This window comes from Burkholderia crassaminum, from assembly GCF_964265005.1.
GTDB lineage: Bacteria > Pseudomonadota > Gammaproteobacteria > Burkholderiales > Burkholderiaceae > Burkholderia.
Window position 1 is genome coordinate 638,160 of the sequence record NZ_OZ183801.1, and the last position, 14,148, is coordinate 652,307.

Here is a 14,148-nt window from a genome sequence, read left to right on the forward strand (position 1 = left end):
AATCAGTTGCGACGATTGTAGGGAGCCCCGCGTCGCCGAGTAGGTAATATTTTGTAATGATATGTGGAGTAACCTTTACCGGGCTTGGGTCTGGCGGCGTGTGCGACGCCCCGCGTGCGCACTCATTTCGCAAACGTTTTCGCGCGACCGAAACGTCGCCCGGCATCCCTGCCGGTTGCGCGCCGGATATCGCTCCGAGCCCGTTCACCCGTCGTCGCGTCGCTCGACGACGACACGACTCCGCACCTTCATGCATCCGCTTCTTTGCACGGCGGCGAAGCGGTGCATGCAGACGGGCTCACCGACCGATGCATATTTCGCCACATTCCGCCGGAATGTTTCTCAGTATCATGCGCCTCTCTTCGGCTGCCCCATGTTCGGACCGGGCCTGAGCGCTCGCCACTTTCCCGTTTCACCCCCTCGTTTAGCGATGCCCATCCGAATCCTGCTCGTCGAAGACGACGTCCACCTGTCCTCGCTGATCGCAGACTATCTGCGCATGCATCAGTACGAGGTGGACACCCTGTTCGACGGCACCGACGCCGTGTCCACGATCGTCGCGCGTCGCCCGGACCTGGTGCTGCTCGACATCAACCTGCCGGGCAAGGACGGCTTCGAGATTTGCCGCGACGCACGCCTGCAGTACGACGGCATCGTCATCATGATGACGGCCCGCAACGAACAGTTCGACGAGTTGCTCGGCCTGGAATTCGGCGCGGACGACTTTCTCCGCAAGCCGGTCGAGCCGCGCATTCTGCTCGCGCGGATCAAGGCCCACCTGCGACGGATGCGCGTGCGCCCGGCCGACAGCGCGCCGGCATCGCCCCAGCGATTCGAGTTCGGCAAGTTCTCGATCGACCGGGCGGATCGCAAGATTCGCCTTCCCGACGGTAGCGCGCCGCGCCTGACTTCAACCGAATTCGACCTGCTGTGGGCGCTGGTCTGCCGCGCCGGCGAGGTGGTCAGCCGGGAAGACCTGACGCAGCTGATGCGCGGCATCGAGTTCGACGGCTTCGACCGCTCGATCGACGGCCGCATCTCGAAGCTGCGCCGCAAGCTGCGTGACGACTTGACCGAACCGAAGCGAATCAAGACGATCCGCTGCAAGGGCTATCAGTTCAGCAAGCACGCGTGGGAATGACGTGCTGCATCACATGCAGCCTGTCGCGTCACACACCGCTCGACCGCTCGCATTGACCGGTTGCCCGCCGACGATTGCGCGTGCACGGCCCCCACGACCTTTGCCGCTCGGGTTCGTGCACGTCGATGCCGGCACGCCACCGGACACCGTCACGAGCCGTTCGTCTTCTCGCCGGGCGCGGTGACGGGCGTCTCCGGATCGCGCGCAAGCCCTTGCGCGAACACCTTCAATCCTTCGAGCAACGGCGTCAACGCGTCCCACAGCGCTTCGTCGTGCAGCAGCCGGTAGGCGCCGCGCACGCCGGGAGCGACATGCTCGTGCTGCGCCGGCTGCCACGCGCCGACGTGGTGCAGCGCGTCGGCGGCTGCGAACACCGCCTTGCCGAACTGCTCGGGTGGAATGCGCGACAGCGCCATCAGCAGCACCGCGAGATTCTGCATGCCGCTCTGCATGCCCGGCTTGTCGAGCGCATCGACGAACGTGTCGGCCAGCCGCGCATTCGCGCTGACGACCTCGCTCGCCAGATGCAGGAATCCATGCCGGTGCAGGCTGCCGAGCAAGTGCTCGAGCGCGTCGTGCGCACCGGGCTCCGCATGCGGCGGCGTCGTGTCGGGGGACTGACGTTCGGTCATCGGCTTTCTCCGGTTGGGGCGCCGCGCGGCCGCCGCGACGGTTGCCGCGCGCGCCGGATGCGTCTCGTTCGTCCGCCCCCGTGTGCCCGGCAGCAGCGGCCGCCATGCGCGGCAACGGGCCGGGCAGGCACGCGAACCGCGCGCCCTTTTCATCGGCGCGCCGTGCGGCCCGCCTGTCGAACGGCCGCGCCGATACGCGTCGATACGCGCCGACCGGCCGCCGCCCTACCGCATGTTTCCGGTATGGCCCAGCGAATAGCGGCCCGGCTGCGGCCACACCGTCAGGCCGTGCGGCTCCATGCCGACGGGAATCGATCGAACCGCGCCGCTCGTGGTGTCGATGGCGTAGACGACATCATCGAAGCGGCCCGACAGCCACAGCGTCTTGCCGTCCGCGCTGACGTTGCCCATGTCGGGGCTACCGCCACCGGGGATCGGCCAGGTCGCGACCACCTTGCGCGTCGCGAAATCGAGCACCGACACGCTGCCCTTGCCGTGGCGCGGCCCGTGGACGAGATTGGAGCCGCGATTCGCGATATAGAGCTTCGTGCCGTCGCGGCTCGGATACAACCCGTGCGTGCCGACACCTGTCGGGATGAAACCGGCCTTCGTGAAGCGGTCGCCATCGACGACGTAAATACCGTTCGCCATCATGTCGGCGACATAGAACACCTTGCCATCCGGCGACACGCGGATGTCCTGCGGCATCCCTTTCCGGTCCAGTTCGAGGTAGCCGATCACCTTGCGGTCCACCATGTCGATCTTCGCGAGCTTGCCGCCGAACTCGCACGTGAAGAGCGCATACCGGCCGTCGATCGAGAAGTCGGCATGGTTGATGCCCTTGCATTGCGGCACCTCGAGACTCGATTTCAGCGCCATCGTTTTCGGGTCGCGGAAGTCGAGCCGTGCATGCGCCTCGGCCACCACGATCGCATCCTTGCCGTCGGGCGTGAAATACATGTTGTACGGATCGTCGACGCTCACTTCCGGGCCGGGCTTGCCCGTCTTCGGATCGATCGGCGTCAGGCTGCCGTCGGTCCGTCCTTCCGCATTGTTCGCGACCCACAGCGTCTGCAGGTCCCACGCCGGCACGACGTGCTGCGGACTGCGGCCGACGGCAAACCGGTCGACGACCTTGTACGTGGCCGGGTCGATCACATAGACGTCGTTCGATCTCAGGTTCGGCACATAGATGCGCGGCAACGCGCCCGACACCGCCGCGCTCATGCGGCCGGCCTGGGCCTCGCTGTACAGGTTGTCGGGGTGGATGACGGGCGGCATGCCGGGTACGGCCGCGACGGCGGACGCCGCGATCGCACCATGCGCACCGAAACCGGCCAGCACTGCCGCGATGACGATCGCGGGACGGGGGAAGCGGATGTGACGGGCAAAGCGCAGTGGCATGACGATGTCCCGGTTCGATTGAATGGAACGACGGCAAAAGTGGCGCGGTGGCGCGGTGGCGCGGTTGCGTCAACGGCCGGCGACTTCCTTTCTGATCGCGTCGACGGTGCGCGCCACGATGGCGTCGGTGCCCAGCCGGCCGAGTTCGACGCTCGCATGACGCGGGTCGCCGCCGTAAACGCCGTCGACAGCGCCGGGCTTCGCGGCGTTGCGCAGCTTGTCGACCCTGACCATGCGCGGCGCGACCGCCAGCAGCAGCGACGTATCGGCAAGCCCCGCATGCGTGCCGATATCCGTGGCCGGCACACCGTGCTCGCGCAGGATCTGGTCGTAACCGTCGGAACTGGTGCCGTAATACTCGGCCGGCACGAACGCGCGCGCGCCCGTGCCGGCCCACGACTTGTTGAGCCGGGCTACCGACTGCCTGATGTCATTCTGGTAGCCGCCGTGGTCGCCGAGAAACACGATGTTCGTGAAGCCATGAACCCGGAAGCTGTTGGCGGCGGATTCGAGGGTCTTTTCGAAGACGTCGTCGGGCACGGTGATCGTGCCCGGAAAGCGCATGTGCGACGTCGGCGGCGCATAGCCCCCCTCGGGCACATAGGCGATGACGGGCGCGACGATCGCGTTGCCGAGGCCTTCCGCGATCCGCTCGGACAGTACCCCGACCCGCGCGTTGTGCTTGCCCAGTGCGACGTACGGCCCGCTTTGCTCGGTGCCGCCGATCGGAATCAGGATGGTGGTCTTGCCGGCCCGGATGCTGTCGCGCAGTTCGGTCCAGGTCAGGTCTTCGAGCCGCACCGTTGCGGGCACCTGGGCGAGCGCGGCTTGTGCGACGGTGAAAGCGAGGGCGGCGAAGATGGCGCGTGGCAGGCATTTCATCGCGGATTCTCGGCGGAAGGAAAGAGACGATGCTGCGTTCCCTCGCACCATAAACGAACTCGCGTGACTTGTCGCTGACGGCGGAGCAACGATGCACGCTCGAGCTCGCGAGAAAGCATTTCGTCAGGATTGCGCGGTGGATTGCGAAGTCTCCCGCTCCATTTCAGCCCGCGACGAGTCGATTCGATGCGTGGAATGCGGCTCCTCGCGCCCGCCTCCCGTCAACGCGCATCACGCCTGCAACACCGCCACTGCCTTGATCTCGACGATATAGCCGGGCGCGCCGCCCAGCATGTGCGCACCGACCGCCGTCCACGCCGGCTTCGGGTGTGCATCGAGGTAGCGGTCGCGCACCTGCATGAACACCGGCAGGTCGCGCATGTCGGTATGGAAGGTCGTCAGGTCGACCACGTCGTTGAACGATGCGCCGGCAGCCTCCAGCACGGCCTTCAGATTCTCGAACGCCTGCACGATCTGTGCTTCACGATCTTCGACGAGCTGCATCGCCGCATCGCGGCCGATCTGGCCGGATACGTACAGCGTATCGCCGACCTTCAGGCCGGGCGCGTAGCCGATCTTCTCGTACACCGCTTCCATTCCCGCCGGAACGATGGCTTTGCGATCACGCATGACGGTCTCCGTGGCCGGCGTCTTCGCGCCGGCCGGTTGGTTGGTGGGTTGGTTGTCGATGAACATCTCGAACACGGGCAAGCGGCGTCGCGGCGCGCCGCTCAACCCGTATCGCCGCCCGCGACCGGCAGCACCGTGCCGGTGATGTAGCTTGCCTCGTCGGACGCGAGGAACAGGATCGGCGCGATCTGTTCGTCGAGGCTGCCGTAGCGCTTGAAGAACGTCGATTCCGTGACCTGGCGCACGGCTTCGCCCATCCATGCCTGTTCCTGTTCGCTGTCGCCGGCCGCATTGCGCGGCACGCGGCGCGGCGGCGCACTGGTGCCGCCCGGCGCGGTGGCCACGACGCGGATGTTGTGCGCCGCGTATTCCATCGCGAGCGCCGACGTCAGCGCGTTGACGCCGCCTTTCGCCGCCGAGTACGGCACCCGGCGGATGCCGCGCGTCGCGTTCGACGAGACGTTGACGATCGTGCCGCCGCCGCGCGCGAGCAGGTGCGGCAGCACCGCATGACAGGTATAGAGCGTCGGCATCAGCGAGCGGCGGATTTCCGCATCGATCTGCGCCGGCTCGAATTCGGCGAACGGGCGCATGCGAATCGCGCCGCCGACGCCGTTGATCAGGATGTCGATGCCGCCGAACGTCTGCACCGCGTACGCAATCGCCGCGTGCGCGCCTTCGTAGGTTTCGAGATCGGCGACGAATCCGGCCGTCTCGCAACCGGTCTCCTCGGTCGCCACCTCGGTGACGAAATCCGCGCGATCGACGAACAGCACCCTGCCGCCCTCGGCCGCCGCGCGCATCGCGACGCCTCGGCCGATGCCCTGCGCCGCGCCGGTGACGACGACGACCTTGCCGGAGAATCGTTGCATGGTCATGCCGCCTTTGCCGTGACGTTGGGGGTGAACTTCTCGTAGTGGAAGCTGTTCGGCTTCACGCCTTCGTCGTCGAAATACTTGCGCACCGCGTCGACCATCGGCGGCGGCCCGCACAGATACACGTCGACGTCACCGTCGTTCAGCGCATCGGCCGGGATGTGCTGCGTGACCCAGCCCTTGCGCGGATGGCTCGACTCCGCATCTGCGATGACCGTCGCGAAGCTGAAGTTCGGCAGCTTCGCCGCGTAGGCTTCGATCGCTTCGACCAGCACGAGGTCGAGATCGCGCGTCACGCCGTAGATCAGGTGCACCTTCTGCTGCGACCCGGTGCGCGCGAGCACCTCGAGCATCGACAGGAACGGCGCGAGCCCCGTGCCGCCCGCGAGGAACAGCAGCGGCCGCTGCACGTCGCGCAGGTAGAAGCTGCCGAGCGGCCCGTGCAGTTCCAGCGTGTCGCCGGGCTGCGCCGATTCGAGCCACGTGCTCATCACGCCGCCGGGGATCTTCTTGATCAGGAAGCTGACCTTCGCGTCGGCCGGCGCCGACGAGAACGAATAGGAACGATGCTGGCCGCTCGCCGGCACGTCGATGTTCACGTACTGGCCCGGCAGGAACACGGGTGCTGCCGCGCCGACGTCGAGTTCGAGCACGACGGCCGCATCGTTGTGCTGCTCGACCTTCGTCACCGTGGCGGCGAACCCGCTCTGGCCGGTCTTGCACGCGACCGACGACGTCGGCACCGCGATCACGCAATCGCTTTGCGGCACCATCTGGCACGTCAGCACGAGGCCGCCGTCCTTTTCGTCTTCGGTGAGCGCATCGTCGATGTAGTCGTCGCCGAGGTCGTAGCGGCCGCTTTCGGCGCGGCACTTGCAGGTGCCGCACACGCCGTCGGAGCAATCCATCGGCAGGTTGATCTTCGCGCGGAAGGCCGCGTCGAGAACCTTCTCGCCGGCCTTGCAGTCGATGAAGCGGGTTACCCCGTCCTCGAAATTCAGTGCAATCGTGTAGCTGGACATGGTGTCACCTCCACTTCTTTTCATGACAAGGCAACGGGTGTCAGACGTGATACACGTCGAGCACCTGCCGGATGTAGTCGTTCTTCAGCACGATCTTCTTGTGCGAGATCAGCAGTTCATCGCCCGCCCGGCGCATCGTGACAAACATCGTGCCGAAGAAGTGATCGGTCACGCGGTAACGGTGGTTCAGCGTGTGAAAGTTGTAGCGCACGTCCACTTCGCTGTCGCGCTCGGCCAGCACCTCGACGTTCGTCACGTTGTGGCTGGTACGCGGCTCGGGCGTCGATGCGCCGCTGCGCTCGGTCTTGATCCGGAACACGCGATCCTCGAGGCCGCCGCGATCCGGGTAGTACATCAGCGAGATCTGGCTCTGGTGATCGTCGGTCGGCCGATCGTCGTCGTCCCACGCGGGCATCCAGTACGTGACGTCCTCCGTGTAGCAGGTCAGCCACTCGTCCCACTGGCGATCGTCGAGCAGGCGCGCTTCGCGATACAGCGCCGCGCAAATGGTCCGGTAATCGAAGCTCATGCTGCCACCTCCCCGCGTTCCTTCTTCAGCGCATCGCGCATCACCTGCACCCAGTGTTCGTGCTGGCACACGAACAGCCCTTCGTCCTCGCTGCGCTCGCCCGAGATGCGCGGGTTCAGCCCCATCTTCTTCGCGTTGTCGTCGGGCCCGTCGACCCACAGCGGCGCGCCGCGCGACAGGTCGTTCCACATCGCCGTGATGCCCGCATAACCGGCCTGGCAGGCGCGGAACTCTTCGAGATCGTCGGCGGTGCCCATGCCCGTCACGTTGAAGAAATCCTCGTACTGGCGGATGCGGACCGTACGGTCGGTCTCGCTCTCGCCCTTCGGCGCGAAGCAGAAGATCGTGACTTCGGTCTTGTCGACGCCGAGCGGCCGCACCACGCGAATCTGCGTGCTGAACTGGTCCATCAGGAACACGTTCGGGTACACGCACAGGTTGCGCGTCTGGTTCACGATGAAATCGGCCTGCACGTCGCCGACGCGTGCCTTGATTTCATCGCGATGCTGGTACACGGGCCGCACTTCCGGGTTCATCGTCTGCGTCCACAGCAGGATGTGGCCGTGGTCGAACCCGTACACGCCCGCGACCGACTTGCTCCAGCTGTTCGCGTCGACGGCCTTGGTGCCGTCTTCCTTGCGCCGGCCCATCGTCGCCGCGTAGTTCCAGTGCACGGTGCTCACGTGGTAGCCGTCGCAGCCGTTCTCCATCTGCATCTTCCAGTTGCCTTCGTAGATGTAGGAGGAGTTGCCGCGCAGCACTTCGAGCCCGTTCGGCGCCTGGTCGACGATCTGGTCGATGATCACGCGCGCCTCGCCGAGATAGTCCTCGAGCGGCAGCACGTCGGCGCTGAGGCTGCCGAACAGGAAGCCGCGATAGTTCGCGAAGCGCGCGACCTTCTTCAGGTCGTGCGAGCCGTGCGTGTTGAACTGCACCGGATACTCGGTCGTCTTTTCGTCCTTCACCTTCAGCAGCTTGCCGGTGTTCGAGAAGGTCCAGCCGTGGAACGGGCACGTGAAGCTGCCCTTGTTGCCGTGCTTGCGGCGGCACAGCATCGCGCCCTTGTGCGCGCAGGCATTGATGACCGCGTGCAGCTCGCCGGTCTTGTCGCGCGTGATCACGATCGGCTGGCGACCAATCCACGTCGTGTAGTAATCGTTGTTGTCCGGAACCTGGCTTTCGTGCGCCAGGTACACCCAGTTGCTCTCGAAGATGTGCTTCATCTCGAGCTCGTACAGCTCGGCGTTCGTGAAGATGTCGCGGCGGCAGCGGAATACGCCGGCCTCCTTGTCGTCCTGCACGGCAGTGGCGAGCAGGTGATCCAGGTCGTTGGCTTGGTCGATCGTGGCGGACATGTTGGCTCCTTCCATGCGCGTGCCGCGTCCTGCAAGCACGCTCGCATCGGTATCGGTTGAATCTCGCGGGAACCCGGCCGGCGGCGGCGCATGCGCGCCGCGCCGTCAGGCGGTTACGCCGTCGCGGCTGCGCGCGGGCGGTGGACGATCTGGTTGTCCTTGCCCTGCACCAGCGGTGTCAGCACAAAGTTGAACTCGATGTCCTGGTACGCATCGGCCTTCATGCCGAGCGCCGTGCCGCCGGTCTTCCCGACCACGGGCGGGATCAGCTCCTCGCGCGTCGCATACGCGAAGTCATCCCAGATCAGCGGATCGCCGTCGATGTTGAACTGCGTCGTCAGCTTGCGGTGGTCGTGGCTGTCGACGAAGAAGTGCACGTGCGCCGGGCGGTTGCCGTGGCGGCCGAGGCCGTTCAGCAGTTGCTGCGTCGCGCCCTGCGGCGGGCAGCCGTAGCCGACCGGCATCAGCGTGCGGAATTCGTACTTGCCGTCGGCGCCCGTCTTCACCGCGCCGCGCAGGTTGAAGTCGGTCTGCGCACCGGTCGGGTCGAAGTGCGAATAGAAGCCCTTCGAGTTCGCGTGCCAGCATTCGACCAGGGCACCCGCGACCGGCTTGCCGTCGAGGCCCGTGACCGTGCCGTGGATCACGAGCGGGCCCGCGCCTTCGTCCGCGTCGAGGTCGATCTTCGCGACGCCGTCGCGCACCGGCGCGCCGGCCACATACAGCGGCCCTTCGATCGTGCGCGGCGTGCCGCCGTCGAGGCCGACCGCCTTGTCCGCGGCGTCCATCCGGATGTCGAGATACTTCTCAAGGCCGAGGCCGGCCGCGAGCAGCGCTGCTTCGCCATCCTGACCAAGCTTGTTCAGGTAGTTGACGCCGGCCCACACTTCGTCGGGCGTGATGTCGAGATCGTCGATCGCCTTGAACAGGTCGCCGAGCAGGCGCAGCACGACCTGCTGCGTCCGCGCGTTGCCGCCCTTCGTGCTGTCCGCGCCCGCGTTCGACGCGGCCTTCAGCAGGTCCTGCACTTCCCGGGTTTCGAAAACTTTGACGCTCATGATGGTGTCTCCACGTGTATTTGGGGGGAATGACGGCTGTGCCTGACTCGGGCTACCGCGCGACTCTCGTGAGTCCGTCGCGGGTGAAACGCCTGACTTTGTCTTCGTCGAGTTCGATGCCGAGGCCCGGGCCGTCCGGCACGGTCAGTTCGAAGTCGCTGTAATCGAGCGGCTGCGTCAGGATCTCTTCGGTGATCAGCAGCGGCCCGAACAGTTCGGTGCCCCACTGCAGGTTCGCGAAGCTCGCGAACAGGTGCGCGGAGGCGACCGTGCTGAACGCGCCTTCGAGCATCGTGCCGCCGTACAGTTCGATGCCGGCCGCATCCGCGATCGCGGCCACGCGCTGCGCGGCGAACAGGCCGCCGCTCTGTTCGATCTTGATCGCGAACACGTCCGCGCCGTGATGCTTCGCGATCTCGAATGCGCTGTCGGGGCCTTGCAGGATTTCGTCGGCCATCAGCGCGACCGGGAAGCGGCGCATCAGGCGCGCCAGCGCCGCGGCCGAGGCCACCGGCTGCTCGACCAGTTCGCAACCGGCATCGGCCAGCGCCGGGATCGCGCGCGCGGCCTGCGTTTCGCTCCACGCCATGTTCACGTCGACGCGCACCGACGCGCGATCGCCGACCGCCTGCTTGATCTCGGCCACGTGCCGGATATCCGTCTCCGGCGACTTCGCGCCGATCTTCAGCTTGAACACGTTGTGGCGGCGCAGGTCGAGCATCCGCTCGGCTTCGGCGATGTCGGTGGCCGTATCGCCCGACGCGAGCGTCCACGCGACCGGCAGGCGATCGCGACGGCGGCCGCCGAGCAGCTCGCTGACCGGCACGCCGAGCCGCTTGCCGTGCGCGTCGAGCAGCGCGGTTTCGAGCGCACTCTTCGCGAAGTGGTTGACCTTCGCGAGCTTGCCGAGGAACGCCATCAGCGTCTGGATGCGCGTCGCGTCCTTGCCAACGATCGCCGGCGCGAGGTACGCGTCGATCGCCAGCTTCATCGCTTCCGGGCTTTCCGGGCCATACGCCATGCCGGCGATCGTCGTGCCTTCGCCGAGGCCCGTCACGCCGTCGCTGCAGAACACCTTCACGAGCATCAGCGTCTGGCCGTGCATCGTGGCCACCGACAGCTTGTGCGGACGGATCGTCGGCAGGTCGACGAGGCGGGTTTCGATACGTTCGATGGTGACGGAGGACATGGGGCACGCTGCGTGTGGGGAGTTCATGGGACGGATTTATACGCGCCGCTCAAATGCACCGTCCAATACTTTTGGGCGTGATTTTCGATACCTAACAGGTATTGAAATAAGACTGGATACGCGAAATATTGCGATGCGCCATACCTGATTCGGCTAGGCATATGAGCCAGAAGGCTTGATGGCACGGGGGGCGCGCGCTCGGGCCGCTGCTTGCGCGGGAGCGTGTCGCGGCGGCTCCCCGAGCCGGGGAATCCGGCCGAAATCCGCGGCCGGCCGGGAGGGGATCAGGGTTTTCCTGATGGAACAACGGCGTGGCTGGCCTTCCGGATTGCGACTTCGACTTCGACTTCGGTGAAGGATCGGAAGGAAGTCGGTACGCGGATATCGACGCCCCGCCGATTCGTGCGGCGACACCTACTGTTTCGCTCGCCGGCGCGCGTCCCTGGCGTCCCTGTCGCCGTGAGGGCGGAAACGACACGCCGTTCGCCCGGCGGTATCGGCGTGTTCAGTTTCCGCACACGTCGACGCGTGCCCCCACCGACCGGCGCGGGCGCGGCGGGTGGGAACAAACCCGGATAGCTCCGCTTCCTCCCGGCCGCCTACCCTCGCGCGCATGCCGGTCGGGACGATGCAAGGCCCGATCCGGCGAGTCGGAATTTCATCAGGAGCGTACATGGATAGCAGCAGCAACACGGCACTGTTCGACGCCGACGTCTGGCACGGCAAGACTTTCAACGGACGCTGGCACGCCAGCCCGCACGCGGCCGACGTGATCGAACCCGCGACCGGCAACACGCTCGGCCGCCTCGGCCTCGCGGACGGCACGGCGGTGGCCGACGCGGCAGCCGCCGCCCATCGCGCGCAGCCGGCGTGGTTCGGCCTGCCGTACGACGATCGCGCGGCCGTCCTGCGCCGCGCGGCGGCCGTCGCGGAAACACACTTCGATTCGATCGTCGACTGGCTCGTGCGCGAAAGCGGATCGACGCGCGCGAAAGCATCGTTCGAAACGTCCGTCACGATCAAGGCGCTTCACGAGGCGGCGGGGTTGCCGTCGCGCGCGGCCGGCGAAGTGCTGCCGTCAGCGGCCGGCCGGCTGTCGCTTGCGCGGCGGCGCCCGCGCGGCGTCGTTGGCGTGATCTCGCCGTTCAACTTCCCGCTGTACCTGGCGATGCGCGCGGTCGCGCCGGCGCTCGCACTGGGCAACGCGGTCGTGCTGAAGCCCGATCCGCGTACCGCCGTGTGCGGCGGCGTCGCGATCGCGCGCGTGTTCGAGCTCGCCGGCCTGCCGGAAGGCGTGCTGCACGTCCTGCCCGGCGACGGCGCGGCCGGCGCCGCGCTGGTTGCCGATCCGCACATCGCGATGATCCAGTTCACCGGTTCCACCGCGGCGGGGCGCAAGGTCGGCGAAGCCGCCGGCCGCCACCTGAAGAAGGTGTCGCTCGAGCTCGGCGGCAAGAACTCGCTGATCGTGCTCGACGACGCCGACCTCGAGCGCGCCGTCGCCAATACCGCGTGGGGCGCGTATCTGCATCAAGGCCAGATCTGCATGGCAACCGGCCGCGTGCTCGTGCAGCGCGGCATTCACGACCGCTTCGTCGCGAAGCTCGTCGAGAAGGCCCGAAGCCTGCGCGTCGGCGATCCTGCGAGCGCGGACGTCGGCCTCGGGCCGCTGATCAACGCCGCACAGCTCGACCACGCGGCGAGCCTGGTGGACGCGGCCCGTCGCGCGGGCGCGCGCGTCGAGACGGGCGGCGGCCATCGCGACCTGTTCTTCGAGCCGACCGTGCTGAGCGGCGTCGCGCCGGGCAACCCGGCGTTCGACGAGGAGATTTTCGGGCCGGTCGCGGTCGTCGTGCCGTTCGATACGGACGAGGACGCCATCGCGCTCGCGAACCGCACCGAATACGGGCTGTCGATGGCGATCCTGTCCGCCGACGTCGGCCGGGCGCTCCGGATCGGCGAGCGCCTGAACACCGGGCTGCTGCACATCAACGACCAGACGGTCAACGACGAAGTGATCAACCCGTTCGGCGGCGTCGGTGCATCGGGCAACGGATCGAGCATCGGCGGCGCGGCAAACTGGGAGGAGTTCACGCAGTGGCAGTGGCTGACGATCAAGGGCGAAGCGCCGCTGTATCCGATTTGACAAGGAGACCGAACATGTACACCGAAAACGATACACGCGTCGTCACCGCGGCCGTCGCGCGTGCGGCCGGCGCGCCCTTCTCGATCGAGTCCGCCCGCCTGCGCGCGCCGCGCGGCGACGAGGTGCGGGTGCGCGTCGTCGCGACGGGCCTGTGCCACACCGACCTGATCGTGCGCGACCAGTACTACCCGGTGCCGCTGCCGGCCGTGCTCGGTCACGAGGGCGCCGGTGTGGTCGAGGCGGTCGGCCCGAACGTGACGGCGCTCGCCGCGGGCGATCACGTGGTGCTCACCTACGGTGCGTGCGGCCACTGCCCGTCCTGTGTCGGCGGTCACGGCGCGTATTGCCGGCACTTCTTCGGGCTGAATTTCGGCGGCGCCGACGCCGACGGACAGACCGCGATCCGCGACGAACACGGGCAGCCGCTGCACGATCATTTCTTCGCGCAGTCGTCGTTCGCCAGCTATGCGCTCGCGCGCGAGAACAACGCGATCAAGGTGCCGCCGGAAGCACCGCTCGAACTGCTCGGGCCGCTCGGCTGCGGGATCCAGACCGGCGCCGGCGCGGTGATCCATTCGCTCGCGGTGCGCCCGGGCAGCAGCTTCGCGAGTTTCGGCGCGGGCGCAGTCGGCATGAGCGCCGTGATGGCCGCGCGCGTCGCCGGCGCGACGACCATCATCGCCGTCGACATCGTGCCGTCGCGGCTCGCGCTGGCGCTCGAGCTCGGCGCGACGCACACGATCAACAGCAAGGAAGTCGATGTCGTCGACGCGATCCGCGCGATCACCGGCGGCGGCGTCGACTTCGCGCTCGAATCGACCGGGCTGCCCGCCGTGCTGTCGCAAGGGATCGAAGCGCTCGGCTCGCGCGGCACGATGGGCGTGGTCGGCGCGCCGAAGCTCGGGACGAAGGCGGAATTCGACGTCAACAACCTGCTGCTCGGCGGCCGCACGATCCGCGGCATCGTCGAAGGCGACAGCGTGCCGCAAACGTTCATTCCTCAGCTCGTCCAGCTGCATCTGCAAGGACGGTTTCCGTTCGACCGGCTGGTGAAGTTCTATCCGCTCGACCAGATCAACCAGGCCGCGGAGGACAGCAGCAGCGGCATCACGCTCAAGCCGATCCTGCGTTTGCCGCATTGAGCGCGGGGGCACCGCCCGGCGACACACGGCGGCGCCCCTTCGGGAAAATACCCCGCTTCGGGCGCCGGGCTATATTACGCATTCGCGCGACACACCGCGCCGGTACGCCCGGCCCGGACCTTCGACCCTCAATGGAGCGCAGC

General features: G+C 67.1%; 13 protein-coding genes. 3 read left to right on the forward strand and 10 right to left on the reverse strand.

Annotation, left to right across the window (positions count from 1 at the left end; translation table 11 throughout):
• Nucleotides 1–430: 430 nt before the first annotated feature.
• Nucleotides 431–1,141, forward strand: a complete 711-nt coding sequence (locus ACPTTF_RS36085) for a response regulator (RefSeq protein WP_423372622.1) — start codon at nt 431–433, stop codon at nt 1,139–1,141.
• A gap of 149 nt (nt 1,142–1,290) precedes the next feature.
• Here ACPTTF_RS36085 and ACPTTF_RS36090 read toward each other — a convergent pair whose 3' ends face one another.
• From ACPTTF_RS36090 to ACPTTF_RS36135, 10 genes are all read right to left on the reverse strand, one after another.
• Nucleotides 1,291–1,773, reverse strand: a complete 483-nt coding sequence (locus ACPTTF_RS36090; RefSeq protein WP_423372313.1) for a DUF1641 domain-containing protein — start codon at nt 1,771–1,773, stop codon at nt 1,291–1,293.
• Nucleotides 1,774–1,998: 225 nt separating this feature from the next.
• A complete protein-coding gene (locus tag ACPTTF_RS36095) occupies nt 1,999–3,177 on the reverse strand; it encodes a YncE family protein (protein WP_423372314.1) in 1,179 nt (392 codons plus the stop codon).
• A gap of 69 nt (nt 3,178–3,246) precedes the next feature.
• Nucleotides 3,247–4,059: a creatininase family protein gene (locus ACPTTF_RS36100; RefSeq protein ID WP_166959806.1), complete on the reverse strand. Its 813-nt coding sequence runs from the start codon at nt 4,057–4,059 to the stop codon at nt 3,247–3,249.
• Between the two features lie 231 nt (nt 4,060–4,290).
• Entirely contained in the window at nt 4,291–4,689 is a 399-nt protein-coding gene (locus ACPTTF_RS36105; RefSeq protein WP_423372315.1) for a RidA family protein, read from the reverse strand.
• Nucleotides 4,690–4,790: 101 nt separating this feature from the next.
• A complete protein-coding gene (gene benD / locus ACPTTF_RS36110; RefSeq protein WP_423372316.1) occupies nt 4,791–5,567 on the reverse strand; it encodes a benzoate diol dehydrogenase BenD in 777 nt (258 codons plus the stop codon).
• Nucleotides 5,564–6,586 (reverse strand): benzoate 1,2-dioxygenase electron transfer component BenC, encoded by a 1,023-nt coding sequence (gene benC / locus ACPTTF_RS36115; RefSeq protein ID WP_423372317.1) that lies wholly within the window; start codon nt 6,584–6,586, stop codon nt 5,564–5,566. Before benC ends, benD begins: the two co-directional genes overlap by 4 nt.
• Nucleotides 6,587–6,626: 40 nt before the next feature.
• Nucleotides 6,627–7,115: a benzoate 1,2-dioxygenase small subunit gene (benB, locus tag ACPTTF_RS36120; RefSeq protein ID WP_423372318.1), complete on the reverse strand. Its 489-nt coding sequence runs from the start codon at nt 7,113–7,115 to the stop codon at nt 6,627–6,629.
• A complete protein-coding gene (locus tag ACPTTF_RS36125) occupies nt 7,112–8,470 on the reverse strand; it encodes a Rieske 2Fe-2S domain-containing protein (RefSeq protein WP_423372319.1) in 1,359 nt (452 codons plus the stop codon). The genes benB and ACPTTF_RS36125 overlap by 4 nt, the downstream gene beginning before the upstream one ends.
• 113 nt (nt 8,471–8,583) lie before the next feature.
• Nucleotides 8,584–9,528, reverse strand: coding sequence for a catechol 1,2-dioxygenase (gene catA / locus ACPTTF_RS36130; protein WP_423372320.1), 945 nt, complete (start codon nt 9,526–9,528; stop codon nt 8,584–8,586).
• 52 nt (nt 9,529–9,580) lie between these two features.
• Complete coding sequence (locus tag ACPTTF_RS36135; RefSeq protein ID WP_423372321.1) at nt 9,581–10,717, reverse strand: muconate/chloromuconate family cycloisomerase; 1,137 nt, start codon at nt 10,715–10,717, stop codon at nt 9,581–9,583.
• A 673-nt stretch (nt 10,718–11,390) separates the two neighbouring features.
• On the opposite strand from ACPTTF_RS36135, the gene ACPTTF_RS36140 reads away from it, so the two are divergent.
• Nucleotides 11,391–12,863 (forward strand): benzaldehyde dehydrogenase, encoded by a 1,473-nt coding sequence (locus ACPTTF_RS36140; protein WP_423372322.1) that lies wholly within the window; start codon nt 11,391–11,393, stop codon nt 12,861–12,863.
• Nucleotides 12,864–12,877: 14 nt separating this feature from the next.
• Nucleotides 12,878–14,005, forward strand: a complete 1,128-nt coding sequence (locus ACPTTF_RS36145; protein WP_423372323.1) for an NAD(P)-dependent alcohol dehydrogenase — start codon at nt 12,878–12,880, stop codon at nt 14,003–14,005.
• The last annotated feature ends 143 nt before the right edge of the window (nt 14,006–14,148 follow it).